Source organism: uncultured Serinicoccus sp., assembly GCF_947500995.1.
GTDB lineage: Bacteria > Actinomycetota > Actinomycetes > Actinomycetales > Dermatophilaceae > Ornithinicoccus.
Genome location: NZ_CANMUA010000007.1, coordinates 263323 through 290110 on the forward strand (window position 1 = coordinate 263323; position 26788 = coordinate 290110).

Consider the following 26788-nt stretch of genomic DNA (forward strand, 5'->3'; position numbering starts at 1 on the left):
CTCCTTCGTGCGGGCTAACATGAAAGGTGATTCATGTTTCGCTCAAGGTATGCGGCCCGCCTCCCGTTGTCAACGAGGGCGGTCGGGCCCAGCGCCGGCGTGGCGCCCGCGACCGGGTCCCACCCGCGTGCCGCGGGTCGACCGGCAGGTCTGTCGGCGCCCCGTGCGACGGTGTGCGCATGAGCACCACCGTCCAGGGACTCCTCCCGCTCCTCCTGGTCCTCGTCGTCGGCCTCGCCCTCGGATGGCTCGTCGGGTCCTCGCGGACCGGGGCGCGCCTGGCCCGCGCGGACACCGAGGTCGCCCTGGCCCACGCCGACCGGGACCGCGAGCGCTCCCGCGCCGCCGAGCTCGAGCAGGCGCTGGTCGACGCCGAGCAGGAGGGCGAGGCCGACCGCAGGACCGCCGCCGAGCTCGCTCCGTTGCGCGGCGCCCTGGAGCGGGTCGAGCGTCAGGTGCGCTCCCTCGAGCGGGACCGCCTCGAGCAGTTCGGGCAGGTGGGCGAGCACCTCGACCAGGTCGCGTCGCAGACCCGGGCGCTGCAGGAGCAGACCGCCGCCCTCTCCGGCGCGCTGTCCGCGTCCGGCACCCGTGGCACCTGGGGCGAGGTGCAGCTGCGCCGGGTGATGGAGCACGCGGGCATGCTGGCCCGCTGCGACTTCGACGAGCAGGTGGGGGCCGTGAGCCGGCACGACGCGCGGGTGCGGCCCGACGCCGTCGTGCGGCTGCCGGGCGAGAAGGTCCTCGTGGTGGACAGCAAGGCGCCGCTGACCGCCTTCCTGCGCGCGCAGGCGCCGGAGTGCCCTCCCGGCCGGGTCGACGACCTCCTGCGCGACCACGCCGCAGCGCTGCGCGGGCACGTCGAGGCGCTCGCGGCCAAGGACTACTGGTCGGCGTTCACGACCTCGCCCGAGCTCGTCATCTGCTTCGTGCCGAGCGACGCCGTGCTCGCGGCGGCGCTACGGGCCGCCCCGGACCTCTACGACCACGCCCAGTCGCGCAAGGTGGTGCTGGCCTCCCCCGCCACGCTGCTGGCCGTGCTGCGCGCCACCGCCCTGGCCTGGCAGCAGGACGCCCTCGCCGGCAACGCGCGCGAGCTGCTCGCGCTGGGCACCGAGCTGCACCAGCGCCTGGGCACGGTGGGGCGCCACACCCGGGCGATGGGCTCCGCGCTGCGCCGCTCGGTCGAGACCTACAACCAGCTCGTCGGCACGCTGGAGTCCCGGGTCATGGTGACCTCGCGACGGATGAGCGAGCTGGGCCTCGTGGACTCGACGCACGACCCGCTGCCCGTGCTGGAGGTCGCTCCCCGGCCGACGGGCACGGAGTGGCTCGCCGGCGAGCTCGAGCAGGCCACCCCGGGCCGGGAGGAGCTGCCGTCCTCCGCGTCGGACGCCGGTCACGGCGCGGTGGGCGAGCCCCCGCGCAGCCGCTACGCCTGACCGATCTCCTGCAGGAACGCCCGACCCCGGGCGCTGCTGGGCTGCAGGAGGACCTTCTCGGGCGGCCCCTGCTCGGCGATGCCACCGTCGGCCAGGAGGACCACCCGGTCGGCCGCGTCACGGGCGAAGCGCATCTCGTGGGTCACCACGACCATGGTCATCCCCTCGGAGGCCAGGTCCTTCATCACCGTGAGGACCTCCCCCACCAGCTCGGGGTCGAGGGCCGAGGTGGGCTCGTCGAAGAGCATCAACGCCGGGTCCATGGCGAGCGCCCGGGCGATCGCCACCCGCTGCTGCTGCCCGCCGGACAGGTTGTCCGGGTAGGCCTCCGCCTTGTGGTCCAGGCCCACCCGCTCGAGCAGGGCGTGCGCCCGGTCCCGCGCCTCCGCCGCGCTGCGGCCGAGGACCTCCCGCTGCGCGACGCAGATGTTCTCCCGCACGGTCATGTGCGGGAACAGGTTGAACGACTGGAAGACCATCCCGATCCGCGACCGGATCCCGTTCAGGTGCTTCTCGTCGTAGCTCAGCCGCTGCCCACCGACCTCGATGCTGCCGCCGGTGATGCGCTCGAGCCCGTTGATGCAGCGCAGCAGGGTCGACTTCCCGGCACCGGAGGGGCCGATGAGGCAGACCACCTCACCCCGGGCCACGTCGAGGTCGATCCCGTCCAGCACCGTGGTGGACCCGAAGGCCTTGACGATGCCGCGCAGGCGGACGACCGGCTCCCCGCCCGTCGCCGTGCGGTCCTCGCTCGTCATCAGACTGCTCCTTCGCTCTTGACCTTGGCCTTCGCCTGCACCTCGGGCCGACGGTGCTTGCTGAGGCGCGCCTCCAGCGTGTTCACCAGGAGGGTGAGCACCAGGACGATGGCGAGGTAGTAGATCGCCACCACCACGTAGGAGGTGAGCGGCTGGTAGGTGGACGCCGCCATGTTCTGCGACGTGCGGAACAGCTCGGTCATCCCGATGAAGGCGACCAGGGAGGAGTCCTTCACCGCGATGATGTACTGGTTGCCCAGGACCGGCAGGGTCGTCCGCAGCGCCAGCGGCGCCTGCACCCGCTTGAGGGTCTTCAGCCGCGACATCCCCAGCGACCGGGCCGCTTCGGTGAGCCCCTTCGGCACCGCCTGGAAGCCGGAGCGGATGATCTCCGCGATGTAGGCCGAGTTGTGGAACGCCAGGGCCAGTGCGCCGGCCCAGAAGGCCGGGAGGGTGACCACGTAGGCGAGGCCGAAGTAGATGATGAAGATCTGGGTGATGAGCGGGGTCCCCCGGACCAGCCCGATGTAGGCGGTCGCGAGCCAGCGCAGGGGGCGCACCGCGCTCATCGCCAGCCAGGCGACACCGGCACCCGCCACCATGGCCAGGACCAGGGACACCGCGGTCAGGCTGAGGGTGACCCAGGTCGCCTCCAGGAACAGCGGCGCGTACTCCACGAAGAGGGAGACGAAGTCCACGGTCCTGCCTCAGTCGTCGGACGAGCCGGCGACGTCACCCGAGATGTCCTGGCCGAAGTAGCGTTCGCTGATCTCCGCGTAGGTGCCGTCCTCGATGATCGCCTGGAGCGCCTCGTCGAGGTCCTCCGCCAGGGCGGTGTTGCCCTTCTTGACGGCGAAGGCCGGCTCCTCGGTGTAGAGCGGGTCGCCGCACTCGACGACGTCCAGCCCGGCCTCCTCGATCTGGTGCAGCCCGACCAGCCGGTCGGTCATCACGGCGTCCAGCCGACCGGTGCCGAGGTCGCGCAGCGCCACCACGTCGGAGTCGAAGGTGCGGACCTCCCCGACCCAGTCGCCCCCCTCCTCCTCGAGGTAGTCCTGGTAGGTGGTGCCGGTGGCGACCCCCACCGTGGGGGCGTCCATCTCCGAGATCTCGGTGCACTCCGTGCCCGTCGGGACGAAGGCCTGGGCCCCGGAGCTGTAGTAGCCGCCGGTGAAGTCGACCGCCTCCGCGCGCTCCTCGGTGGGTGTCATGGAGGCGATGAGGACGTCGTACCGGTTGGCCTGGACGCCACCGATGAGCGAGGCGAAGGCGGCCGTCTCCGACTGCATCTCCAGGCCCAGCTCCTCGGCGACCGCCGCGCCGATGTCGTAGTCGAACCCGGTGAGCTCGTTGCCCTCGAAGTAGCTGAACGGCTGGAACTCACCGCTCATCGCGACGACCAGGGTGCCGTCCTCGACCAGCTGGGGCTCTCCCCCGGCCTCGGACCCGCCGCCGTCACCACAGGCGGACAGGGCGAGCGTGGCGGCGGCGAGCGCGCCGAGGAGGGTGGTGCGGGATGCGGTCATGACGACGAGCTCCTCATCGGTTCAGCGGGAGCCGCCGGTCTGCGCGCTCCCTCGGGACGCCAGGCCCTCCGTCTCCCCCGACGGGACCTGGGCACCGACCACCATAGGGCACGCCCTGCGTGCCCGACCGGTCAGCGCAGCGAGTCCTCGCGGCCGCTCGGGATCGAGCTGGGGTCGTGCTGCACCTTCTTGACCTCCTGGCCGGCGGCCTTGAGGTCGCGCCGGATGTCCGTCGGCAGGGCGAAGAGCACGGACTCCTCGGCCGCGGTCACCGCCTGCACGTCCTCGAAGCCGCGCTCGGCGAGCCAGTCCAGGACGTCGCGGACCAGGACCTCCGGGACGCTCGCACCGCTGGTGACCCCCACGGTGCGGACCCCGTCCAGCCAGGCCTCGTCGATCTCGTCGGCGTAGTCCACGAGGTGGCCGTCCCGCGAGCCGTACTCCAGCGCGACCTCGACGAGCCGCTTGGAGTTGGAGGAGTTCTGGGAGCCGACGACGATCATGAGGTCGCAGTCGGTCGCCATCTGCTTGACGGCCACCTGGCGGTTCTGGGTGGCGTAGCAGATGTCGTCGCTGGGCGGGTCCTGGAGGTTGGGGAACTTCTCCCGCAGCCGGCGGACCGTCTCCATGGTCTCGTCCACGCTGAGCGTGGTCTGCGACAGCCAGACCACCTTGTCCGGGTCCCGGACCTCCACCGCGTCGACGTGCTCCGGGCTCTCGACGACCGTGATGTGGTCCGGCGCCTCACCGGCGGTGCCCTCGACCTCCTCGTGCCCCTCGTGGCCCACGAGGAGGATGTCGTAGTCGTCACCGGCGAAGCGGACCGCCTCACGGTGCACCTTGGTGACCAGCGGGCAGGTCGCGTCGATGGTGCGCAACGAGAGCCGGGCGGCCTCCTGGTGCACGGCGGGGCTGACACCGTGCGCCGAGAAGATGACCCGCGCGCCCTCGGGCACCTCGTCGGTCTCCTCCACGAAGATCGCGCCGCGCCTCTCGAGGGTCCGCACCACGTGCTTGTTGTGCACGATCTCCTTGCGGACGTAGACCGGCGGGCCGTAGAGCTCCAGCGCCTTCTCCACCGTCACGACGGCACGGTCCACCCCGGCGCAGTAGCCACGCGGAGCCGCGAGCAGCACCCGCTTGGTGGCGGAGGAGGCGTCGGCCGGCACGTCGATCGCCTCGGTGGGTCGGGTCGAGGGCGTTGCAGAAGTCACCCCCTCAGTCTAGGTGCTGCCCCTGGGCGCTCCCCGAACCCCGGGTCAGCGCGATCGGGCCTGCTCCCACGCATGCCGGAGCGCCACCGCGACCGGCTCGGGGTGGGTGGCCGGCATGAGGTGGGACGCCCGCGGGACGGTGACGACGCGCACCTGCCGGCACGCCGCGGCATACCGCTCGACGTGCAGGCGCATCTGGTCGAACTGGCCGTTGACCAGCGTCACCGGCACGTCCACCGACGTCAGCAGCTGCGGCCCGCCACCGGACATCACCAGCTCCCAGGCTGCGGGCAGCGCGGCGTAGGCGGCGCCGTCGGGGAGCAACCGGGCGTGCTCGCCCCGGGCCCCGAGGACGCGCATGACCGCGTTGACGGCTCGCGCCATCCGGTCGGGACCCACCAGCGGCAGGACCCGCGCGAAGCCGCGGTAGACCCCGGCCAGCCGGCTGCGCGGGTCGGCCGTCGCGCCCAGGAGGACCAGCCCGCCGAGCTGCCCGGGGTGCTGGTCGGCCCACATCATCGACAGGTACCCGCCCAGGCTGTGGCCGCACAGGACCGGCGGCGCACCGCCGGCCGCCTCCCGCGCCCGGCGCACGGCCTGCCCGATCGTGTCCAGCGCCGCCGGCGCGGTGAAGTCCTCCCCCACCCGCCGTCCGTGGCCCGGCAGGTCCACCGTGACGAGCTCCACGTCGGGCAGCAGACCGCGGTAGGGCTCCCACTGCGCCGCGCTCATGCGGGTGCCGTGGACCAGCACCACGGCGGGTCGTGCCCGTGACCCGGGCTCGCTCGCGTCCATGGCGGGAGTCTGCCCTGCCGGGTCGACCGCCTGCTGACCGACCGGCGACCCCACGGCCCCGGCCGCACCTCCACGGCCGGCGGGGCACGCGGCATACCCTGAGGCGGTGCCCCCACCCGAGCTGCCGCAGACCGCCAGGGAGACGACCGCCGCCGCCCCGTGGCCGGTGCGGACCCTGTCGATGAAGATCAGCGACTACGTCGACAAGATGTCCCCGCTGTGGGTCGAGGGGCAGATCGTGCAGCTCAACCGCCGTCCGGGCATGTCCACCGCCTTCCTGACCCTGCGCGACACCGACGTCGACATGTCGCTCTCGGTCGCCATCCCGACCGGGGCGCTGGACGCCATGCCCGCGCCGGCGGAGACCGGCGCGCGGGTGGTCGTGCACGCCAAGCCGACGTTCTGGACCAAGCGGGGCACCCTGCAGATGGAGGCGCGGCAGATGCGCCACGTCGGGGTCGGCGAGCTCCTGGCCCGGCTGGAGCACCTGCGTCAGCTCCTGCGCAGCGAGGGCGTCTTCGACGCCTCCCGGAAGCGGCCGCTGCCCTTCCTCCCCCGCCGCATCGGGCTGGTCACCGGCCGCGCGACCGCCGCCGAGCGGGACGTCCTGGCGGGCGTGGCGCGCCGCTGGCCGGCGGCCGTCGTGAACGTGCGCCAGGTGCCGGTGCAGGGTGCCGAGACCGTCACCGCGGTCACGGCCGCCCTGCGCGAGCTCGACGAGGACCCGGCGGTCGAGGTCATCGTCATCGCCCGCGGCGGAGGATCCTTCGAGGACCTGCTCCCCTTCTCCAACGAGGCGCTCGTGCGGGCCGTCGCGGCGGCCCGCACCCCGGTGGTGTCCGCGATCGGCCACGAGAGCGACACCCCGCTGCTGGACTTCGTGGCCGACCTGCGGGCGTCCACCCCGACCCACGCCGCCGCGGCCGTGGTCCCCGACGTCGCCGACGAGCTCGCCGGGCTGCGCACCGTGACCGCCCGCGGCCGGCGCGCCCTGCTCACCCGGCTCGCCCGCGAGCGGGAACGGCTGCGGGACCTCATGGCCCGACCGGTCATGGCCGACCGCGCCGCGATCGTGGCGCAGCACCGCCGCGACGTCGCCGAGCTGCACGCCCGTGGCCGGGCGGCCCTGGCCTCCCGGCTCGAGCGCGAGCGGGACCGCAGCGACCAGCTGCTGCGCCACCTGCGGGCGGTCTCGCCGCAGCACACGCTCGAGCGGGGGTATGCCGTGGTGCGCCACGGCAGCGGCGCCATCGTCCGCGACCGGGACGAGGTGGACGCCGGGGAGATGCTGCGCGTGACCGTGGCCCGCGGCGACTTCGCCGTCCGACCCGTCACCCAGTAACCACAGGAGCCGCACGGTGCGGGGAAACACCCCTCCGACGGGGTGATACCGCCCGCTGGCGCGCACATCCCCGCACCGTGGGGGGCAGGCGTGGTCCGTGGGACGGTCGCCGGGCGCTCCCCGCACGTCTCTCGGCGGCGTACGGTGGTGCGGTGACTTCTGACGACAGCACGACGACCGCAGACCTCACCCCCGTCGGCGACCTCAGCTACGAGCAGGCCCGCGACGAGCTCGTCGCGCTCGTGTCCCGCATCGAGTCCGGTCAGGTGCCGCTGGAGGAGGCCATGGGGCTGTGGGAGCGCGGCGAGGAGCTGGCCGCCCACTGCCAGGGCAAGCTCGACGCCGCCCAGGAGACGCTGGACCGGGCGACCGACCGTGGCGAGGGGGTCGGCGGCGACGGCGGCACCGACGAGACCGCGCCGGCGCAGGCCACCGACCAGCCCTGACGCGCACGGACGACGCGCCTGACCGAGGCCGCCCGGGGGCTCGGCCTGCCTAGTCGCGTGCCTCGACGCTGGCCAGCAGCTCGACGGCCTCCGCCTCCTGCGCCGTGCCGTGCACGACCACCGTCGTCCCGTCGGCGTCCTGCGGGCCGAGCAACCAGCCGTTCTCGGCGTTGCCGGACTCCGCCTCCCAGACCTGCCAGGGGTGCTCCCCCGTGGGCCCGGTGAGCTCGGTCTCCCCGACGCGGTCGGCCCCGGCCAGCACCGCGTCCTGCCAGGCCTGGTCCACCCCGGCACCCTGGTGCAGGGCGAGGTACTCCCCCTGCGGGGTGACGTAGGAGATGTGCCAGGTCGGCACCTGCTCCAGCGGCTCGAACCAGACGACCGTCGGGGTCCAGCCCTCGCCGGGGTCCGGCACCCACACCGGCCAGTCCGCCTGCGCCGCGGCGTACGAGGCCGTGCTGCCGACCTCCACCTCGCGGCCCTGCTGCTCGGAAGGGTTGTAGGTCAGCGACCACCACACGAGCACCACGGCGAGCACCAGCAGCGTGGAGTAGACCATGTTGCCCACCGTGTAGGAGGCCAACCTCTGCCGGCGCCGGTCCGGTGCGGGTCCGCCGGGCGGGGCGGGGGTGGTCTGCGACGGGGTGCTCACCCCTCCATGGTCGCACCCCCGGCATCCCGGCGGGGAGGCGAGCGCACCCGATAGGGTGACGACAGCACCGTCTCGCCCAAGGAGGGGCCCATGGCCGACCGCTCACCGAAGACCACCGACCAGGTCCTCCCGGATCGCAACCTCGCCCTCGAGCTGGTGCGCGTCACCGAGGCCGCCGCCCTCGCCGCCGGTCGCTGGGTCGGTCGGGGCGACAAGATCCTCGCCGACAACGCCGCCGTCGAGGCCATGCGCAAGGTCATCTCGCAGGTCGCCATGGACGGCGTGGTGGTCATCGGGGAGGGGGAGAAGGACGAGGCCCCCATGCTCTTCAACGGTGAGCAGGTGGGGGACGGCCACGGGCCCGCCGTCGACGTGGCCGTGGACCCCATCGACGGGACGACCCCGACCGCCAAGGGCATGGACAACTCGATCGCGGTGATGGCCGTGTCCGAGCGGGGCACGATGTACGACCCCTCCGCGGTCTTCTACATGGACAAGCTCGTCGTCGGCGCCGACGTCGCCGACCGGGTCGACATCCGGCTGCCGGTCGGGGAGAACCTGCGGCGGATCGCCCGCGCCAAGAAGCGGTATGTCGAGGACCTCACCGTCATCATGCTCGACCGGCCCCGGCACGACCGCTACACCCACGAGGTGCGGGAGGCCGGTGCCCGGCTCCGCTTCATCACCGACGGCGACGTCGCGGCCGCCATCGCCGCGGCCCGCGAGAACTCCTCGGTCGACATGCTCATCGGCATCGGGGGGACCCCGGAGGGCATCATCACCGCCTGCGCCATGAAGGCCATGGGTGGGGTCATCCAGGGACGGCTGTGGCCCAAGGACGACGACGAGCGGCAGAAGGCCGTCGACGCCGGTCACGACCTCGACCGGGTGCTCTCGACCGACGACCTCGTCACTGGCGACAACTGCTTCTTCGTCGCGACGGGCATCACCACCGGGGAGCTCCTGGACGGGGTGAAGTACGGGTCCGGCACGGCCGTCACCCAGTCCCTGGTCATGCGCTCGCGCTCCGGCACCATCCGGGAGATCACCTCCCACCACCGCCTGGACAAGGTGGCCGCCATCGCCGACGCCCTCTCCCCGGACGCCGTCTGATGGCCGCGGTCCTCACGGTCGGCGAGGCGCTGATCGACATCGTCGTGCCCCACGACGGGGGCGAGCGCAGCGAGCACGTCGGGGGCTCCCCCGCCAACGTCGCCATCGGGCTCGCGGCGCTGGACCACGACAGCCGGCTCACGGCATACCTCGGGGCGGACGAGCACGGGGAGCGGGTGCGCCGCCACGTGGAGCGCTACGGGGTGACCCTGACGCAGGGGTCCGAGGACGCCCCCCGCACCTCGACCGCCACGGCGCACCTGGACGCCGACGCGGTCGCCACCTACGACTTCGACCTGGCCTGGGAGCTGGGTCCGCAGGACCTCACCGGCGTCGGCCACGTGCACACGGGGTCGATCGCGGCCACCCTGGAGCCGGGCGGGTCGGCCGTGGTCGAGCTCATCGAGAGGGCGCGGCGCGAGGCCACCGTCTCCTACGACCCCAACGCGCGACCGACCATCATGGGCGCCCCGGAGGACGCCCGCGGGCGCATCGAGGAGTGCATCGGCCGCAGCGACGTCGTCAAGGCGAGCCTCGAGGACGTCGAGTGGCTCTACGGCGAGGCCGACCAGGCCGACGTCGTCGACATCGTGCACCGCTGGGGCCAGCTGGGTCCGCACCTCGTGGTCGTGACCCGCGGCGGGGAGGGTGCCGTGGTGCACCTGTCCCGCGACGACACCACCCTGGAGCTGCCCTCGCTCACGGTGCAGGTCGTCGACACCGTGGGAGCCGGCGACTCGTTCATGTCCGGCCTGGTGAGCGGCCTCCTCGACGCGGGGCTCCTGGGCTCGCCCGAGGCCCGGGACCGCCTGGCCCGGGCCGAGCTGGAGGACATCGCGCCCGCGCTGGAGCGGGCGGTCGCCTGCGCGGGCTGGACGGTGGCCCGGTCCGGCGCTGCAGCCCCGACCCGGGACGACCTCGGGCTGTCCTGACCGGTGGGACCGGGCCCCCCGACCCACTAAACTGCAGGGCCATGGACCCCATCTCGCCCGTCCGGGACGACTCCGGCACCGCCCCTTTCGCCGACCTGATGGCGGCCAACGAGACCTTCGCCACCGAGCACGCGGCCGAGCTCGAGGGTTTCGACGGGGTCGCCCGCGCCGGGGTGGCCATCGTCACCTGCATGGACTCCCGGATCCAGCCGCTGCAGATGCTCGGGCTCACCCACGGTGACGCCAAGATCTTCCGCAACCCGGGTGGCCGGGTGACCGACGCGGCGCTGGAGGCCCTGGTCCTCGGGGTCCACCTCCTCGGCGTCCGGCGCATCCTCGTCGTCCCGCACACCCGCTGCGCCATGACGTCCAAGACGGAGAACGAGCTGCGCGAGACCATCTCCGAGCTCACCGGGATCGACGCGTGGTTCCAGCGCTTCCACGTCGTGCCCGACCAGGAGGCCGCCCTGGCCGAGGACGTGCACCGGGTCACCTCCCACCCGCTCATCCAGGACAGGGCCGAGGTGGGGGGCTTCCGCTACGACGTCGACACGGGGCGCCTGACCCAGCTGGTCTAGACCCGACCGTGCCCCCCGCCCTGGCCCTCACGGCCCTCCCCCTGGCCCTGGTCCTCGGACTCGCCGGCCTGGCCAAGCTGTCCGCGCCCGGCGCCACCGCCGACATGGTCCGGGCGCTGCGGCTGCCGGGCCGGGTGCCACCACCGGTGGTCGAGCGCGTGCTGCCCTGGGTGGAGCTGGTGAGCGCCGCGCTCCTGCTCACCCCGTGGCTGGTGACGTATGCCGTCGGTGCCGTGTCGGCGCTCGCCCTCTGCCTGGTCTTCACCGCCGTGGTGGCCCGGGCCCTGCGCACGCACCCGCGACCGGACTGCGCCTGCTTCGGCAGGATCGGGGACCACCGCATCACCGTCCGCACCCTGGTCCGCAACCTGCTCCTGGTGGCGCTCGGCGTCGGTGCCGTGTGGGCCGCGCTGGGCGGCCGCACCACCTGGGGCCTGGTGGCCGACTTCCGGGCCCCCGACTGGTGGTGGCTGGGCACCGCCCTCCTGACCTCGGCGACGGCGGCCCTCGCCCTGGGCCGGGCCTCGGCGCCGGCCCCCGACGACGCACCCGGGCCCACGGACGAGGGCGGGGCCGGGGAGGTCACCGGGCCGGGCGACCGGGCCTGGGGGCCGGCCGACGAGCACGACGCGTGGTCCGTGCCGCTCGTGGACCGCGACCTCGACGTCGTCACGCCCCGGACCCTGGCCGTCACCGGTCCCCAGGTCCTGGTGCTGGTGAGCTGCTGGTGCGGGCCGACCTTCGACGTCGTGCGACGGCTACCGGGATGGCGGCAGGATCACCCTCGGACCGGCATCCACCTGGTGCACACCGAGGCCCCCTGGTCCGAGCCACGGGTCCAGGACCTCAGCGACGTCTGGTGGGACCCCGGCGCCCGCCTGCACGGGTCCTGGGGAGAGGGCGCGCGCCCGACCGGGGTCCTCCTGGGCCCGGACGGGCTGCTCGCCGGCCCCGTCACCGGGGTGCAGGAGATCGAGAGGCTGCTGGGCTACAGCGCCAACCGGTCGCGGACGACCTGAGCCAGCCGGTCGGCACAGGCCGCGGCCCGCTCCTCGGAGTCCGCCTCGACCATCACCCGCACGACCGGCTCGGTGCCCGACTTGCGCAGCAGCACCCGCCCCTGGTCGCCGAGCTCGGACTCGATCTCGGCGACGGCGGCGGCGACGCCCTCGTCCTGGCCCACCCGGTCCTTGTCGACCTCCTTGACGTTCACGAGCACCTGCGGCATCCGGGTCATGACACCGGCCAGCTCGTGCAGCGCCCTCCCGGAGCCGACCACCCGCTGGGCCAGCGCGAGGGCCGTGAGGACCCCGTCACCCGTCGTTCCGTGCTCGAGCATGATGACGTGCCCGGACTGCTCCCCGCCCAGGGAGTAGCCGTGGGCGCGCATCTCCTCCAGGACGTAGCGGTCGCCGACCGCGGTCTGCACCACCCGCACCCCTTCCCGCTCCATCGCCTGCAGCAGACCCAGGTTGCTCATGACGGTCGCCACCAGGGTGTCGTCGCGCAGCTCGCCGCGCTCGTGCATGCTCAGCGCGAGGATGGCCATGATCTGGTCGCCGTCGACCTGGTTCCCGCGCGCGTCGACCGCCAGGCACCGGTCCGCGTCGCCGTCGAAGGCCACCCCCATGTCGGCGCCCCGCAGCCGCACGGCCTCCTGCAGCTGGTCGAGGTAGGTCGACCCGGCCCCGTCGTTGATGTTGAGCCCGTTGGGGTCGGCACCGATGACGTCCACGGTCGCGCCGGCGCGGCGGAACACCTCGGGGCCGACCTCGGAGGCCGCCCCGTGCGCCGCGTCGATGACGATGCGCAGCCCGTCCAGCCGCCCGGGTGCGGCCTCCAGCAGGTGCTCGATGTAGAACTCGGCGCCCCGCTGGAACGGCCGGATGCGGCCGACCCCCGCTCCGGTGGGCCGCTCCCACCCGCCGCCCATCCGCTCGGAGATCCGGTCCTCGATCTCGTCGGCCAGCTTGTGGCCCCCGCTGGCGAAGAACTTCAACCCGTTGTCGGGCATGGCGTTGTGCGAGGCGGACAGCATGGCGCCCATCTCGGCGTTCATGCGCTGGGTGAGGAAGGCGATGGCCGGGGTCGGCAGCACACCGGCGTCCAGCACGTCCACCCCGGCCGACGCGAGCCCGGCCATGACCGCCGCGGAGAGGAACTCCCCGGACGCGCGCGGGTCCCGCCCGACGACCGCGGTGGCCCGGTTGCCGCCGAAGACGCTGTGCCCGCCGAGCTCGTGCGCGACGGCCACGGACAGGTCGAGCGCCAGCTCGGCGGTGATGTCCTTGTTGGCGAGCCCGCGCACGCCGTCGGTGCCGAAGAGTCGTCGTCCCATGGTCTGTTCCTGTCTCGCAGTCGGTCGAAGGGCTGACAGGGCAGTATGCCGCACGGAGGTGACGGCAGGAGCGTTCCCCGCCCGTCCGGCGTGCTGGGTCAAGCGGGGGTCAGCACCTGGTCAAGACTCGGTCATGACGGGGTAGGGAATCCGTCTGCATCGCCCTCCCGACCCCCTTGACGCCGCGTGAGGGGAGCAGGGCGCCGGACCGCGCGGGCGACGACGCCATCACGGTGGGGTCGACGACGACCTCAGCTGCGTCGACGGCGCCCTGGCACGACGACGGCCCGCCCGCAGCCGAGCTGCGGGCGGGCCGTCGGTGCTCCGGCCGGGGCCGGATGCGGGATCAGCGCTTGCTGTACTGCGGCGCCTTGCGGGCCTTCTTGAGACCGGCCTTCTTGCGCTCGGGGACGCGGGCGTCACGGGTGAGCAGACCGGCCCGCTTGAGGGCGGGGCGGTTCAGCTCGGTGTCGACGCCGTTCAGGGAGCGGGCCACACCGAGGCGGACCGCGCCGGCCTGCCCGGAGGGACCTCCCCCGTGCACGCGGACGAGCACGTCGTAGGCCCCGTCCAGCTCCAGCAGGGTCAGCGCCTCGGCGGCGATCTGCTGGTGCACCTTGTTGGGGAAGTACTCGGCCAGGGTGCGGCCGTTGATGCGCCACTGCCCGGTGCCCGGCACGATGCGGACGCGGGCGACGGCCTGCTTGCGGCGGCCGGTGGCGGCACCCGGGGAGGAGGCGCTGGGGCGCTGGGCCGCGGCCTCGGGGGCCGCAGAGGACTCGGTGGTGTACTCGGAGACGGCGTTCTCGTCGAAGTCGGCGCCGTCGGCGGTGTCGATGTCGTTGACAGTCATGGGTCCTTCGGCTTCCTTACTGGGCGACCTGGGAGATCTCGAACGGGGCGGGCTGCTGGGCCGTGTGCGGGTGGGTCTCACCGGCGTAGACCTTGAGCTTGGAGATCATCTGCCGCCCCAGCGAGTTCTTCGGGAGCATGCCGCGGACGGCCTTCTCCACGGCGCGGGTCGGGTGCTTCTCGAGCAGCTGCTCGTAGGTCTCCGCCTTGAGCCCGCCCGGGTAGCCGGAGTGGCGGTATGCCTTCTTCTGCTCCAGCTTGGCGCCGGTGAGGGCGACCTTGTCCGCGTTGATGATGATGACGAAGTCTCCGGTGTCCATGTGCGGGGCGAAGATCGTCTTGTGCTTGCCGCGGAGCAGGATCGCGGTCTGGGACGCCAGGCGACCCAGGACGACGTCCGTGGCGTCGATGACGTGCCAGGCGCGGGTGATCTCGCCGGCCTTCGGGGAGTAGGTGCGCATTCGCCTACCTTCTTCGAGAGTTGGTGATGGGCAACCGTTCTAGTCTACCGACCGCCCCCGACCGACCCAACTCCGACGAAACCGCAGGTCAGGACGGCGAAAGGGGACGTGGACGCCGTCGCGGGACGGCTCTTGTGCACAACTATTGTGCACTCGTGGTGGTTGCCGTAGCCTCGTCCTCGTCGAGAGGAGCACGCCGTGCCCATCCTGCCTTCCCTCCGTCGCCGCCCACCCCGGCCCGAGCGCGCGCCGGTCGTGCCCCCCACCCCTCCCCCGCCGGCCCCCGCGGACCCGTGGCCCCGCGCCGTGCTGGTGCTGCTCGGCATCGCCCTGGCCTTCGCGGTCCTGCTCGGCCTGAACCAGCTCCGGGACTACATCGCGCCCACCTTCCTGGCGCTCAACCTCGTCCTGGCAGCCGCACCGCTCCAGCGGTGGCTGGTCCAGGTCGGCATCCCGAGCATCCTCGCGGCCATCATCACCGGCGGTGCCATCTTCGCCTTCCTCATCGCCTTCTTCACGGCGCTCGGGTGGTCCGCGGCCGCCATGGTGGAGGAGCTCAGCTCGCAGGAGTACCGCCAGCGCTACACCGAGCTCTACACCCAGGCGGTCACCTTCCTCGAGGGCTACGGCCTGGAGCAGGACACCCTCACCCGGCAGCTGGAGTCCGTCCTCGACCCGAGCCGCCTCATCTCCGCGCTCGGTGGGGTCATCGGCAACCTGGGGAGCATCCTCGGCCTGCTCACCACGACGGTCATCGTCATCTTCTTCCTCATGATCGACACGATGAGCGCCGGCCGCCGGATGGCCCTGGTCCAGGACCAGCACCCCAACGTCGCCCACGCGCTGGTGAGCTTCGCCCAGGGGGTGCGCCGCTACTGGGTGGTGACGACCGTCTTCGGTCTCATCGTCGCCGTGCTGGACGTGGTCGCCCTGTTCTGGCTCGGCGTGCCGCTCGCCCTGGCGTGGGGGGTGCTGGCCTTCCTCACCAACTACATCCCCAACATCGGCTTCGTCATCGGTCTCGTGCCTCCGGCGGCGGTCGCACTGCTGGCCAACGGACCGGTCAACGCCCTGCTCGTCGTGGTGGTCTACAGCCTCCTGAACTTCACCATCCAGAGCCTCATCCAGCCCAAGTTCACCGGCGACGCGGTGGGCGTCACCCCCACGGTGACGTTCATCTCCCTCATCGTGTGGGCCTGGGTGCTGGGCCCGGTCGGCGCGCTGCTGGCCCTGCCCGCCACGCTCCTGGTCAAGGCGGTGCTCATCGACGCCGACCCCCAGGCCCGCTGGGTCAACGCCTTCCTGGCCTCCAAGCCGGAGACGGCACGGGCCGAGACCACCCGCGAGAGCTTCGGCCAGGAGACGTGAGGTGAGCGAGCGCACCGCCCTGCGCGCCCTCGCTCACCCGTTGCGCAGCCGCCTCCTGGCCGAGCTCCGGGTGCACGGTCGCGCCACCGCCACCGAGCTCGCCCAGGCCCTCGACACCCACACCGGCGCCACGTCCTACCACCTGCGCAAGCTCGCCGAGGTCGGGCTCGTGGAGGACACCCGTTCCGGTACCGGCCGGCGACGGGTCTGGAGGGCGCTGGACCTGCCGCCCACCGCCGGCCCCGTCGACGAGCCGCTCGACGAGGACGACGCCCAGGCCGCGGACTGGCTGGCGCTGGACTACCTCGCCCACTTCGGGGAGAGGGCTCGCGACTGGCTCCGGGAGAAGGACTCCTACGAGCCGGCTTGGCGGGAGAGCTGCGGGCTGGAGGACCACCCGGTGCAGGTCACCGCCGAGCAGGTCACCGCCCTGCGCGCCGAGCTGCTGGAGGTCCTGGAGCGCTACCGCCGCGTGGGCCAGGGCAACCCGCAGGCCAGGCGGGTCGTGGTCTACACCTGCGCCCTGCCGCTGCCGCCCTCGCTCACCGGACGAGCAGCGCCGCCGTGAGCGCGGGCACCCGGACCTGACCCTCGGCCCGCCGCCAGCCGGTGGACCTGACCAGCTCGTCCGTGCCGTCCCGCAGCACCGGTGAGAGCCGCCAGTGCTGACCGGCCAGACCGGGCACCGTCACGGTCCTGGCGTCCGGCGCGGCGTTCAGCACGACCAGCACGGCCTCGTCGTCGCCGGGTGCGCCGGCTGCCAGCGCGCGTCCGTCGACGAGCATGACCACGAGGTCCGGCGCCCCGTGCTCGGTCCCGGACACCGGGAACGACACGGCCGCCTGGATCGCCTCGGCCGACCCGAGCCGCAGCAGCGGGTGCGCCGAGCGCAGGCGCAGCAGGTCCAGGGCACAGCCGCGCGCCCGCGCCATGTCCGCCTCGGTCGGCACGAGCGAGGCGTCCGCGAGCAGCGGGGCCATGAGCTGCCACCGCGCCCCGTTGTCGGGCTCCGGCGGCAACCCCCGGGCGAAGCCGTTGTCGCGCAGCCCTGGGTCGTAGTGGTTGAACCAGTCTCCGGAGGCGTAGCTGTTGCGGTCCAGGCTCTTGCTGCGCAGCAGCTCGGCCCCGGCGTGCCAGAAGCTGATCCCCTGCGACAGGGTGACGGTCGCGAGGGCCAGGGTGTTGCGCCGCAGCCGCTGCGCCATGGGGGTGCTCAGTGGCAGCTTGAGGGTCAGGGTGTCCCAGAGGGTCTCGTTGTCATGGGCGTCGACGTAGTTCACCACCTCCTCGGGGCTCGCGGCATACCCGCCTGCCGCTCCCCCGTAGTCGACCTGCTCGCCCACCACCTCGCGGCCGGTCTCCTGCGAGCGCAGACGCAGGCTGCGCAGACCACCGGCCAGACCCACCTGCAGCAGGTCGGTGTGCCGGGGGTCGCAACCCCCGGTGGCGAACCCGAGGCCCGACCGGGGATCGGCGTCGTGGACGCTGCCGCCCCGCACCGCGTCGCGCAACCGGTCGTTGAAGGTGCCGATGCCGGTGCCGTCCAGCTGCCCCTGGGACGCCTGGTGGAACCGGGCGTTGCCCGCCACCTCACCGAAGTCCCAGCCCTCGCCGTAGAGGTGCACCGCTGAGCCGTCCACCCCGTCGGTCTCGGGGGTCAGGGCGTCCAGGGCCGCCCGGACCGCCTCCAGGTCCCCCCGGCTGTGGTGGCCCATGAGGTCGAAGCGGAACCCGTCGACCCGGTAGTGGCGCACCCAGAGCACGCACCCGTCCACCATGAGCGTGCGCGCCAGGGCGTGCTCGGTGGCGATGTTCTGGCAGCACGTCGAGGTCTGCACGTCCCCGTCCTCGTCGAGCCGGTGGTAGTAGCCGGGGACGACCCGGTCCAGCACCGAGGACCGGTGGAGTCCGGAGTCGGTGGTGTGGTTGTAGACCTGGTCCAGCACGACCCGCAGCCCCAGCTCGTGCAGACCGGCCACCATGGTGCGGAACTGCGCGGTGCGGGCGCCCCCGTGGGCCTGCCCGGGCGTGCTCGCGTAGGACCCTTCGGGGGCGAGGAAGTGCCAGGGGTCGTAGCCCCAGTTGAACGCGTCCCGCAGGGCGTGGGCCCGGACCCGTCGCTGCTGCTCGCTGCTGTCCGGCGGCAGGGCCGCGAGCGCACCGTCCGGCTCGTATGCCTGCGCGGCCGGGTCCTCCGGCACCGAGGTCAGGTCGAAGGTGGGGAGCAGGTGGACGCTGGTGAGGCCTGCGTCGGCGAGCCTGCGCAGGTGACGCCGCCCCGTGCCGTCGGCGGCGAAGGCGAGGTAGGACCCCCGTTCCTCCGGGGGGAGGGTCTCGTCGTCGCGGGAGAAGTCGCGCACGTGGAGCTCGTAGATCGCCTGGTCGACCGCCCGGACGGCCGGGGGGACGGGCGCCTCCAGCCAGCGCCGCGGGGCGTGCGCGGGGTCGTCCAGGTCGACGAGCACGCTGTGCCGGGAGTCCAGGGACAGCCCGACCGACCAGGGGTCCGTCGTGCGCACCCGGCGGCGCTCACCGGTGCGCGGCAGGACATGGTCCAGCTCGAACCGGTAGCAGCGGTCCCCCCAGGAGGGCGTGCCGGTCGCGGTCCACGCGCCGTCCTCCTGGCGCTGCATCGGCACCCGCATCGGCTCCCCGGCCGGGGCCCACGCCCGGTCGTGGTCGGGCCCGGGCACCCCGTCCCAGAGCACCAGCTCGACGGCGCGGGCGGTGGGTGCCCACACCGCCACCGTGGGCACCCGCCGGCCGGGCTCCCCCACCCAGCTGACGCCGAGCGCCCGGCCCGCGACCGCCCGGGCATACAGGTCGTCGAGGACACCGGGGACCTGCAGCGAGGTGGCCAGCACCCCCGCTCCGGTGCCGTCGCGCCCGAGCAGGGCGACCTGGCCGGTCAGCAGGGTCGCCGCCCTCGCCGCCCCCTCCTCGTCCAGGCGTAGCGCGCGGCAGTCCGCCAGGTGCGGCCAGCGGCGCGCGAGCACGTCCGGGAGGGGGCCGTCGGCCAGGGTGAGCCGCAGCTCCTCGGCGGCACCCGCGCCGCGACGGTCGATCCCGCCGTCGGGAGCCACGCCGAGGCTCCAGGCCAGGTCCTGCGGGCCGACGCCCTGCGGCAGCACCGTGGTCGGGACGGCGAGGAGGTCGGCGGTCAGCCAGTGCGCGCGCGCACGGAGCAGGTCACGGGGGTCGGGGTCCACGTGGTCCATCCTGCCCCGGACCTCACGGCTGGACGAAGACCGCCACGGTGCGGGCCGGCACCCGGGCCCTGCCGGACGCCGCGTCCCACGTCGCCTCCGTGACGACCTCGTCGGCACCGTCGGCCTGGACGGGCGAGAGCTCCAGCTGCTCGCCCTCCAGCCCGGGGACGACCTGGTCCACCTGCTGCCCGCTGGCGTTGAACACCACGACCAGACCGTCCAGCGCGGGATCGACGTCGGCACCCACGGTGTCGTCCACCCGCATGACGACGACCTGGGCGTCTCCGTCGGGGGTTCCCGAGACGGGGAAGGACACCTTCTGCTGGACCAGCGCGGGGTCGGCCAGGCGGAAGAGGTCGCTGGAGAACCGCAGCCGCAGCAGGTCGGCCGCCATCGCCGAGGCCTGCTCGATGTCGGCCGGCCGCGGCGCGAGCGCCGGGTCGGCGAGCAGCGGACGCATGACCTCCCACGTGTCCTCGTTGTCCGCCGCGGGGGGCAGACCCCGACCGAAGCCGTTGTCGGTCATGGTGAAGTCGAGCACGTTGAACCAGTCGCCGCTGTTGTAGGAGTTGCGGTCCAGGCTCTTGCTGCGCAGGAGGTCGGCCCCACCGTGCCAGAAGCTGATCGACTGGGACAGGGCTGTGGTGGACAGGGCCACGGTGTTCATCCGGACCCGGTCCTGCATGGGCAGGTCCGGCGGCAGCTTGAGGGTGAGGGCGTCGAAGATCGTCTCGTTGTCGTGGGCGTCGACGTAGGTGACGACCTCGTCCGGGTGCTCGGCGTAGCCCGCGGGCGAGCCGTTGTAGGAGATCTGCTCGCCGGTCACCACCTCGCCGGTCTCCTGGCTGCGCAGCTGCAGGTCGCGCAGGTTGCCCGCCAGGCCGAGCTGCACGAGGTCGGTGTCGTTGCCGCTCGTGCCCCCGGTGGCGAAACCCTTCTCGGCCCTCGGGTCCTCGTCGAAGGGCCCGCCGCCGCGGGCGCCGTCGCGCAGCCGGTCGTTGAAGGTGCCGATCGCGGTGCCGTCCAGCTGCCCCTGGGTCGCCTGGTAGAACCGCGCGTTGTCCGCGACCTCGCCGAAGTTCCAGCCCTCGCCGTACAACGTCACCTGCCGGCCGTCGACCCCGTCCCGCCGGACGGTGAGCTCGTCGAGCGCCGAGCGGACGGCCTCCATGTTGGCCCGGCTGTGGTGTCCCATGAGGTCGAACCGGAACCCGTCGACCTGGTAGTCCCGCGCCCACAGCACCACCGCGTCGACCATGAGCTTCTGCGCCATGGCGTGCTCGGTGGCGAGGTTCTGGCAGCAGGTCGAGGTCTCCACCTGCCCGACGTCGTCCAGCCGGTGGTAGTACCCGGGCACCACCTTGTCGAGCACGCTCTTCTCGCCCTGGCCGGACTGCGCAGTGTGGTTGAACACCTGGTCCAGGACCACACGCATCCCCGACTCGTGCAGCGCACCGACCATGGTGCGGAACTCGGCCACCCGGGCACCGCCCTCGGCGGCCGCCGTGGTGGAGGCGTAGGAGCCCTCGGGCGCCATGAAGTGCCACGGGTCGTAGCCCCAGTTGAAGGCGTCCGCGTCGGCCTGGGCCATGACGCACGCCTGCTGCTCGGTGCTGTCCGGCGGCAGCGCCCGGAGGTCGCAGTCCGGGTCGGGCACGCCGTCCGCGTCCGCCGTGGTCTCCGGGATCGAGGCGATGTCGAAGGTCGGCAGGAGGTGCACCGTGTTCATCCCCGCCTCGGCCAACGCCTCCAGGTGCCGCCGCCCGTAGCCGTCCTCGGCGAAGGCGAGGTACGACCCGCGCAGCTCGGCCGGCACGTCCGGGTCGGCCATGGAGAAGTCGCGCACGTGCAGCTCGTAGAGCGTCTGGTCGACCTCCTCGCGCAGCTGCGGGGCCCGCGCCCGCTGCCAGACGCGGGGCTGCCAGCGCCGGTCGGCGAGGTCGACGACGACGGAGCGCTCGCTGTCGAGGGTCAGGGCGACCGAGTAGGGGTCGGTGACCCGGTTGGTCTCCACGGCACCGGTCGCCGGCACGTAGACGTCCACCTCGTAGAGGTACTCGCGCCCGGACCAGGACCTCGTGCCCCTGGCCTCCCACGTGCCGTCCTCCGACCGTCGCATCGAGGACACCCGCGGGTCACCCTCCCCGCCCTGCGGCCAGCTCAGCAGCCGCACGTCCTGCGCGGTCGGCGCCCAGACGCGCAGCGTCGGGGTGGCCCCCCGCCAGCTCACGCCGAGGTCGGTGTCGGCCGCCCGGGCGGCGTAGAGGTCGTCGAGGACGCCCGGGACCTGGACCCCGGTCGCGTCCCGCAGACGGCCCAGGTCGTCGTACATCGCGACCGCCACCTGGCCGGTGAGGATGTCGCCGGCGGCGCGGGCGCTCTGCCGGTCCAGCCGGAGGGCGAGGTAGCCCTCGAGGTGCGGGAACTCCTCGAGCACCTCGTCAGGGAGCCCGTCCGGGTCGAGAGTCAGCGGGGAGGAGGAGCCCCCGGTGACGGCCTCGGCGTCGATCCCCAGCCCGCCGTCGGCGGACCAGTGCAGACGCCAGTCCCGCAGCGCGGGGTCGTCGACCCCCTCGGCGGGCCACGCCACCAGGCCCTCGCGCACCCAGTAGGCCCGCTGCGAGCCGAGGTCCGGCGCCACGCCGGCCTCGGACGTGGTCGCGCTCAGCACGTGGGTCTCCAGGTCGTAGCTGAAGGTCGTCCGCACCCCGTCGGAGGGCACGGAGAAGCCGATGTCGGCGCCGTCCCGCTCACCGCCCGCGCCGTAGTTCTCGTCCCAGGACAGGCCGTGCGCCACCTTGAGCTCGTAGGTGCCGGCCGGGATCGCGGTGGTGGCAAAGGTATACGTGCCGTCGCCGTCCGGGTCGATGAGCCAGGGGGCCATGCAGGAGGGATCCCAGTCACCGGGGCAGCCCAGCTCGCTCTGCATCGAGCCGGGAGCGGTGATGATCGGGCCCTCCGCGTCGGAGGTGACGTAGTGGCGGGCGTGCTCGTAGTAGAAGGTCACCGGCCCGCCGTCGGCCTCGTAGGCGATGTTGGCACCGCCGGGGGCGCCACCGGCGCCGTAGTTCTCGTCCCACGAGCGGTCGATCGCGGCCTTGTACTCGTAGTCGCCGGCGGGGATCGCGCCGGCGTCGTAGGTCCGCTTCCACACGCTGTCGGCCGCGTCCAGCGAGAGCTGGGCCTGGTCGCAGTCGGGCTGCCAGTCACCCGGGCACCCCATGGCCGCGTTGTGGTTGCCCGGGACGCCCACGGCCCCCGGCTGCTCCACCGGGCCGATGGGGTCGACGCCACCGCCACCACCGCCGCCGCTGCCGGGGTCACCCACGATGCCGTACCCGGAGGACCCCGACACGTTGCCGGAGTGGTCCTGCAGGACGGCGCGGTACTCCAGCAGCGTGCCGTTCGGCATACCGCTGACGTCGTGGAAGACGCGGTAGGGGGCGTGGTCGTCGGTGCCGAGCACCGTCCAGTCGGCCACCCCGACGGGGCGGTAGGCGAAGGTCACCTGCGCGAAGACGTTCTCCGGCACGGCGGCGGCGATCTCGGCGCGGCCGCCGACCACCTCTCCGGCCGACGGGCTGCGCAGCGTCACCACCGGCGCCTCGCGCCGGGGACGCAACGGGCTCTCGGCCCGGTACACCTCGACCGACAGCGGGGCGACGTCCACGGTGAGTCGCCCCTCGGCGCCGGTGATGATCCGGCCCCGGTCGCCGTAGATGGCGCGGTAGAGGGTCCGTGGACCGTAGGTCGGCACCGTCGCCTGCTGCGGCTCCTCGGAGTTGTTCGCGACCACGACGTACTCCACCTGCTCCTCGGCGTCGATGCGGGAGAAGGCGTAGATCCCCGCCTCGTCGCTGGCGTAGCGGTGGACCTGAGCGCCGTCGGCGAGCGCAGGGTTGGCAGCGACCAGGTCGCTCAGCGCGGCGATCTGCCGGTACAGCGGGTGCCGGGTGTCGTAGCGGTCCCGCGCCCCGGAGGGGGCGCCGATGACCGGCTCGGTGGCGTACTGCTCGACCTGGGTCGCGAACATGTCCTGCCGGGCGTCCTTGTCACCCCCGCTGCCGATGAACCCCTGCTCGTCCCCGTAGTAGACGACCGGCTGTCCGCGGGTGAGGAACATGAGGGCGTTGGTCAGCTCGACCCGCCGCTGGAGGTCCTGCCCGGAGTGGTCCGCGGCGAGCATCATCGCGGCACGACCCATGTCGTGGTTCCCGGTGAAGGTGGGTAGCTGGTAGGCGTTGGAGTCGGCGTCGGTGTAGTAGTCGTCCTGGGCGTAGAAGCTGCGCAGGTCGGTCGTGGCGGCGCCCTTCGCGAACCCGATGGCGCGGGCCTGGAACCCGAAGTCGATGACGGCCTGCAGATCCCCCTCGGTGGTGAAGCCGGAGAGGTACTCGGGGTCGGCGTCGTAGACCTCGCCGAACATGAAGAAGTCGTCGTTGCCCGCCCGGGCGGCCTCGAGGACCCGCGGGCTGAACTCCTGCCAGAACTCCAGGTTGACGTGCTTGACGGTGTCGATGCGGAAACCGTCGATGCCGAGGTCTGCCCAGGTGGAGTAGATGTCGACCATGCCGTCGACGACCTCGGGGTTCTCGGTGAACAGGTCGTCCAGACCGACGAAGTCGCCGTAGAGGCTGGACTCGCCGGCGAAGGTGGAGTCTCCGCGGTTGTGGTAGAGCGTCGGGTCGTTCAGCCAGTCCGGCACCTTGACCTCGGCGTCGGCCTCGCTACGGAAGACCGGCGTGTAGGGAAAGGACACCTCGGGGTCGAGCAGCGGGAAGGGCGTGCCGACGTAGTCGCGGTCGTCGAAGACGGCGCCGGAGGCGTCACGGTAGGGCTCGGCCTCCTTGTCGACGTAGCCGTACTCCCCCTCGGCGTAGTCGATGACGTCGGCCGTGTGGTTGGTGATGATGTCGAAGTAGACCTTCATCCCCCGGGAGTGCGCCTCGTCGACGAGCGCCTTCATCTCCTCGTTGGTCCCGAGGTGCGGGTCGATCTGGGTGAAGTCGGTGACCCAGTAGCCGTGGTAGCCGGCGCTGGCGTCCGCCCCCTCGCCCTGGACGGGCCGGTTCTTGAAGCTGGGGGTCAGCCAGATAGCGGTGGTCCCCAGCCCCTCGATGTAGTCCAGCCGGTCCTGGATGCCCGCCAGGTCTCCGCCGTGGAAGAAGCCCTTGTCCGTCGGGTCGAGACCGTGCTGCAGCCGGTCGCCCTCGATGCCGGCCGTGTCGTTGGTCGGGTCGCCGTTGGCGAAACGGTCCGCCATGACGAAGTAGAACTGCTCCCTGGTCACCGGCGCGCGCAGGCTGTCCCCGGCCAGGGCCTCGTCCTGCTCGGCGTCGGACGGCTCGAGCACCGGCACCAGGCCCACCTGGTCGGTGGCGTCGTCGAAGGAGAACTCGAGGGCGGCGGGCCCCTGGACCTCGAAGGAGAGGTTCTCCTCGGGGTATGCCTCGTCCCAGCCCCCGTCGAGAGCGATCTTGTACTCCCACCGGCCCGCGGGCACCTCGAAGGTGGAGCGGTACACCTCCGGGCTGCCGTCGACCGCGGTCAGCCTGGTGGCCTCGCACGACGGCTCCCAGTCGGCTTCGCAGCCCAGCTCGTCCTGCAGGTCCCCCACCAGTGTCACCGTGCGCGCCTCCTGCGCGAGGGCCGGCGCGGGGGTCAGGGCCTGCCCGGCCAGGGTGGCGGCACCGGTGGTGGCCAGCAGCGTCGAGGCGAGCAGCATGCCGACAGCAGGACGTGGACGCATCATTGCGATCTCCAGGGTGGGGCAGCGGGACGGTGCGGTGGGACGGTGCTGCCCAACCTAGAACCATCCTGCACAGAACACAACAGGCTGCTGCAAGATCTTGCAGCAGCCTGCTGCGCCGGGTGTCAGGCGTCCGCTCGCTCCCACGGCGAGCGGAACGGGAAGCGCTCCCGCAGGAAGCGTCCCACCATCGCGTGGACCTCCTCGCGGGAGCCCTCCGGGGTGTCCACGTCGTTGAGGCAGAAGCTGTCGATACCGCCCTTCTGCTGAAGCCGGTCCAATCGCTGGGCGGCATCCGGCGCCGCGATGTCCACGTAGCTCATGCGGGTCTGGCCCGGAACGGCACGACCCGTGAGAAGCGCGTAATGGTGGTGCATCGTCGCGGCGAACCCGAGGTCCTCGGTCGAGCGGAACCGGCTGCGCGTCGTCCTGGCGACGGGTTCTGCATACCTCTGCTCCAGCTCGGCCATGACCGCCCGGATCTGGGGATGCGGCGCGTGCTTGAACTTGTGCGTGATGATCCGCCCGAAGTCCGCCTGCAGGAGCGCGCGCACGTTCTTGCCGGCCGAGTTCGGAGCAACCTCGCCGCGGACGACGTCCCCCACCCCGAACTGGGCCGGGGAGAAGGGGACCTGAGCAATGCCGTTGGCGTGGAAGTAATCCTCCGCCCGCCGCATCCGCGCCAGGAACACGTCGTCGTTGAGGTACAGATAGCGCTCGGACAGACCTGGGATGTGATGCAATCGGGTACCGATGGCGTGCGAGTTGAAGGTGGGCAGTGCCGTCGGGTCGTCGAAGATGTCGCGGTGATCGACGACCGTGAGGCCCGACGCCTCCTGATCCAGCCAAGTCGGCACCTGGTCATCCGTGACCACGTAGACGTGGCGCACGAAGGGGGCGTACATGTGCACGGAGCGCAGCGAGAAGCGCAGCTCGTCGTGGCTCGCGTAGCGTGAGGCGTTGGCCCCCAGCCCGACGGGCGCCTCACCGCTGTACCGGGACCGTCGTTGCACATGGCGTGGGTCCGCACCGTCCACCCAGGTGTAGACCAGGTCCACGGGGAAGGTCACCTCGTCGGTGAGCGGCCACGTGAAGGGTTCGAAGGTGGGGACGACCCGCTCACCGATCATCACCTGACCTGGCACCTGCGCCGAGACGGGCACGACGTCCGCCACCCGGTTCGGCCGCGGGGCGACAAGAGCGCCCGCCAGCGCCGGGGCAGGAACCTTGCACCGCACCTCCTCCAGCCGCTGGCTCCCCTCCCGGACCAGGTCCTCCCCGTCCCGCCAGAACTCGACGTCGCACCCGAGCTCCAGCCCTCCCACGACGCGCCCCGAGGGGGCGAGCAGCGGTTCGGCGAACCGGACCACGAGTCCCGACTTGATCCCGCTCCTCAACCCGCCGTCGACGTACGCACTCGCCAGCCCGACGGACCCGCCCGGGCCCGGCGTGACCGCCCAGACGGCGCTGAGGTCGTGGCGCGCCCGCATGGCGCGGAAGACCGCCGGTCGGTCGCGCAGGTGCACGCCGAGCACGTACCGGCGCGCCGAGTTGCCGCGCACCAGGAAGAAGGTCACGCCCACCTCGTCCAGGACGTCCGTGACCAGCCGGAGGTTGTGCTCCTTGGCGCGGCTGACGGTGAAGTCGGAGACCACACGTCCTGGCCCCTCCTGGGCGCCCATCGCCACCAGGCGCACCTCGGGGTCGGCCGCGAGCAGCGAGGCCCGACGCGCGGCGGTCCTCTCCTCCCGACGCACCGCCGCCGCCTGCTGGCGCCGACGGCGACGGCTCGCCCTCGCCCGCTCGGCCACCGGGCCCGGCAGCGTGCGCAAGGCCATCCGCGTCATGCTCCGCCGGTTGATCACGCTCGACCCCTTCATCCCCAGCCCTCCTCGACGACCCCCCCATGGTCTCAGGCCAATCGGCGCGAATGGCGCTGGACATGCGGAAAGGGCCCGCCCTGGTGGGCGGGCCCTTCCGTGAATGGTGGTCCGGCGGTGTCCTACTCTCCCA

Annotated in this window: 21 protein-coding genes; 9 read left to right on the plus strand and 12 right to left on the minus strand. The window is 72.8% G+C overall.

The window, feature by feature from the left end:
* The first annotated feature begins 179 nt into the window (after positions 1-179).
* Positions 180-1442 (plus strand): DNA recombination protein RmuC, encoded by a 1263-nt coding sequence (locus Q0967_RS12690; RefSeq protein ID WP_298750810.1) that lies wholly within the window; start codon positions 180-182, stop codon positions 1440-1442.
* Here the strand turns inward: Q0967_RS12690 and Q0967_RS12695 are convergent.
* From Q0967_RS12695 to Q0967_RS12715, 5 genes are all read right to left on the minus strand, one after another.
* Positions 1433-2200 carry an amino acid ABC transporter ATP-binding protein gene (locus Q0967_RS12695; RefSeq protein ID WP_298750812.1) on the minus strand — a complete coding sequence of 256 codons (768 nt, stop codon included), beginning with the start codon at positions 2198-2200 and terminating at the stop codon, positions 1433-1435. The two genes, Q0967_RS12690 and Q0967_RS12695, sit on opposite strands and share 10 nt — an antisense overlap.
* Positions 2200-2898, minus strand: a complete 699-nt coding sequence (locus tag Q0967_RS12700; RefSeq protein ID WP_298750814.1) for an amino acid ABC transporter permease — start codon at positions 2896-2898, stop codon at positions 2200-2202. Before Q0967_RS12700 ends, Q0967_RS12695 begins: the two co-directional genes overlap by 1 nt.
* A gap of 9 nt (positions 2899-2907) precedes the next feature.
* Positions 2908-3726 carry a transporter substrate-binding domain-containing protein gene (locus tag Q0967_RS12705; protein ID WP_298750816.1) on the minus strand — a complete coding sequence of 273 codons (819 nt, stop codon included), beginning with the start codon at positions 3724-3726 and terminating at the stop codon, positions 2908-2910.
* A gap of 131 nt (positions 3727-3857) precedes the next feature.
* Complete coding sequence (locus tag Q0967_RS12710; protein WP_298750877.1) at positions 3858-4895, minus strand: 4-hydroxy-3-methylbut-2-enyl diphosphate reductase; 1038 nt, start codon at positions 4893-4895, stop codon at positions 3858-3860.
* 90 nt (positions 4896-4985) lie between these two features.
* Positions 4986-5735, minus strand: coding sequence for an alpha/beta fold hydrolase (locus tag Q0967_RS12715; protein WP_298750819.1), 750 nt, complete (start codon positions 5733-5735; stop codon positions 4986-4988).
* 106 nt (positions 5736-5841) lie between these two features.
* On the opposite strand from Q0967_RS12715, the gene xseA reads away from it, so the two are divergent.
* Together xseA and Q0967_RS12725 are read left to right on the plus strand one after the other, a co-directional pair.
* Positions 5842-7077: an exodeoxyribonuclease VII large subunit gene (xseA, locus tag Q0967_RS12720; RefSeq protein ID WP_298750821.1), complete on the plus strand. Its 1236-nt coding sequence runs from the start codon at positions 5842-5844 to the stop codon at positions 7075-7077.
* 152 nt (positions 7078-7229) lie between these two features.
* The gene (locus Q0967_RS12725) at positions 7230-7523 is read left to right on the plus strand and encodes an exodeoxyribonuclease VII small subunit (RefSeq protein ID WP_298750823.1); all 294 of its coding nucleotides are present in this window, start codon (positions 7230-7232) and stop codon (positions 7521-7523) included.
* A gap of 49 nt (positions 7524-7572) precedes the next feature.
* On the opposite strand, the gene Q0967_RS12730 is transcribed toward Q0967_RS12725, so the two are convergent.
* Positions 7573-8175: a DUF4245 family protein gene (locus Q0967_RS12730; protein WP_298750825.1), complete on the minus strand. Its 603-nt coding sequence runs from the start codon at positions 8173-8175 to the stop codon at positions 7573-7575.
* Positions 8176-8265: 90 nt separating this feature from the next.
* Here Q0967_RS12730 and glpX point away from each other — a divergent pair, with 90 nt between their 5' ends.
* The 4 genes from glpX to Q0967_RS12750 are packed head-to-tail and all read left to right on the plus strand — an operon-like array spanning position 8266 to position 11817.
* On the plus strand, positions 8266-9288 hold the full coding sequence (glpX, locus tag Q0967_RS12735; protein ID WP_298750827.1) for a class II fructose-bisphosphatase: 1023 nt from the start codon (positions 8266-8268) through the stop codon (positions 9286-9288).
* A complete protein-coding gene (locus tag Q0967_RS12740) occupies positions 9288-10220 on the plus strand; it encodes a carbohydrate kinase (RefSeq protein WP_298750829.1) in 933 nt (310 codons plus the stop codon). Before glpX ends, Q0967_RS12740 begins: the two co-directional genes overlap by 1 nt.
* A 41-nt stretch (positions 10221-10261) precedes the next feature.
* On the plus strand, positions 10262-10798 hold the full coding sequence (locus tag Q0967_RS12745) for a carbonic anhydrase (RefSeq protein ID WP_298750831.1): 537 nt from the start codon (positions 10262-10264) through the stop codon (positions 10796-10798).
* 8 nt (positions 10799-10806) lie between these two features.
* Positions 10807-11817, plus strand: coding sequence for a MauE/DoxX family redox-associated membrane protein (locus Q0967_RS12750; protein ID WP_298750833.1), 1011 nt, complete (start codon positions 10807-10809; stop codon positions 11815-11817).
* Here the strand turns inward: Q0967_RS12750 and glmM are convergent.
* The 3 genes from glmM to rplM all read right to left on the minus strand — a co-directional run bounded on the left by glmM (position 11787) and on the right by rplM (position 14449).
* The gene (gene glmM, locus Q0967_RS12755) at positions 11787-13136 is read right to left on the minus strand and encodes a phosphoglucosamine mutase (protein WP_298750835.1); all 1350 of its coding nucleotides are present in this window, start codon (positions 13134-13136) and stop codon (positions 11787-11789) included. The two genes, Q0967_RS12750 and glmM, sit on opposite strands and share 31 nt — an antisense overlap.
* Positions 13137-13482: 346 nt before the next feature.
* Complete coding sequence (gene rpsI / locus Q0967_RS12760; protein WP_298750837.1) at positions 13483-13989, minus strand: 30S ribosomal protein S9; 507 nt, start codon at positions 13987-13989, stop codon at positions 13483-13485.
* Between the two features lie 16 nt (positions 13990-14005).
* Positions 14006-14449 carry a 50S ribosomal protein L13 gene (rplM, locus tag Q0967_RS12765; protein WP_298750839.1) on the minus strand — a complete coding sequence of 148 codons (444 nt, stop codon included), beginning with the start codon at positions 14447-14449 and terminating at the stop codon, positions 14006-14008.
* A 198-nt stretch (positions 14450-14647) separates the two neighbouring features.
* Here rplM and Q0967_RS12770 point away from each other — a divergent pair, with 198 nt between their 5' ends.
* Both Q0967_RS12770 and Q0967_RS12775 read left to right on the plus strand, forming a co-directional pair.
* On the plus strand, positions 14648-15817 hold the full coding sequence (locus tag Q0967_RS12770) for an AI-2E family transporter (RefSeq protein ID WP_298750841.1): 1170 nt from the start codon (positions 14648-14650) through the stop codon (positions 15815-15817).
* Between the two features lies 1 nt (position 15818).
* Positions 15819-16385, plus strand: coding sequence for a helix-turn-helix transcriptional regulator (locus Q0967_RS12775; protein ID WP_298750843.1), 567 nt, complete (start codon positions 15819-15821; stop codon positions 16383-16385).
* On the opposite strand, the gene pulA (Q0967_RS12780) is transcribed toward Q0967_RS12775, so the two are convergent.
* The 3 genes from pulA (Q0967_RS12780) to Q0967_RS12790 form a co-directional block, all read right to left on the minus strand.
* On the minus strand, positions 16360-19026 hold the full coding sequence (pulA, locus tag Q0967_RS12780; RefSeq protein WP_298750845.1) for a pullulanase-type alpha-1,6-glucosidase: 2667 nt from the start codon (positions 19024-19026) through the stop codon (positions 16360-16362). The two genes, Q0967_RS12775 and pulA (Q0967_RS12780), sit on opposite strands and share 26 nt — an antisense overlap.
* Positions 19027-19048: 22 nt before the next feature.
* Positions 19049-24778, minus strand: coding sequence for a pullulanase-type alpha-1,6-glucosidase (gene pulA / locus Q0967_RS12785; RefSeq protein WP_299450343.1), 5730 nt, complete (start codon positions 24776-24778; stop codon positions 19049-19051).
* A gap of 122 nt (positions 24779-24900) precedes the next feature.
* Positions 24901-26613: a stealth family protein gene (locus Q0967_RS12790; RefSeq protein ID WP_298750849.1), complete on the minus strand. Its 1713-nt coding sequence runs from the start codon at positions 26611-26613 to the stop codon at positions 24901-24903.
* Between the last annotated feature and the right edge of the window lie 175 nt (positions 26614-26788).

What these genes read in the sequence shown, in the direction of transcription:
- pulA (WP_299450343.1), bottom strand. Translation starts at nt 24,778, where the DNA reads ATGATGCGTCCACGTCCTGCTGTCGGCATGCTGCTCGCCTCGACGCTG.
- rpsI (WP_298750837.1), bottom strand. Translation starts at nt 13,989, where the DNA reads ATGACTGTCAACGACATCGACACCGCCGACGGCGCCGACTTCGACGAG.
- rplM (WP_298750839.1), bottom strand. Translation starts at nt 14,449, where the DNA reads ATGCGCACCTACTCCCCGAAGGCCGGCGAGATCACCCGCGCCTGGCAC.
- Q0967_RS12745 (WP_298750831.1), top strand. Translation starts at nt 10,262, where the DNA reads ATGGACCCCATCTCGCCCGTCCGGGACGACTCCGGCACCGCCCCTTTC.
- Q0967_RS12705 (WP_298750816.1), bottom strand. Translation starts at nt 3,726, where the DNA reads ATGACCGCATCCCGCACCACCCTCCTCGGCGCGCTCGCCGCCGCCACG.
- Q0967_RS12690 (WP_298750810.1), top strand. Translation starts at nt 180, where the DNA reads ATGAGCACCACCGTCCAGGGACTCCTCCCGCTCCTCCTGGTCCTCGTC.
- Q0967_RS12740 (WP_298750829.1), top strand. Translation starts at nt 9,288, where the DNA reads ATGGCCGCGGTCCTCACGGTCGGCGAGGCGCTGATCGACATCGTCGTG.
- Q0967_RS12695 (WP_298750812.1), bottom strand. Translation starts at nt 2,200, where the DNA reads ATGACGAGCGAGGACCGCACGGCGACGGGCGGGGAGCCGGTCGTCCGC.
- glmM (WP_298750835.1), bottom strand. Translation starts at nt 13,136, where the DNA reads ATGGGACGACGACTCTTCGGCACCGACGGCGTGCGCGGGCTCGCCAAC.
- Q0967_RS12790 (WP_298750849.1), bottom strand. Translation starts at nt 26,613, where the DNA reads ATGGCCTTGCGCACGCTGCCGGGCCCGGTGGCCGAGCGGGCGAGGGCG.
- Q0967_RS12715 (WP_298750819.1), bottom strand. Translation starts at nt 5,735, where the DNA reads ATGGACGCGAGCGAGCCCGGGTCACGGGCACGACCCGCCGTGGTGCTG.
- glpX (WP_298750827.1), top strand. Translation starts at nt 8,266, where the DNA reads ATGGCCGACCGCTCACCGAAGACCACCGACCAGGTCCTCCCGGATCGC.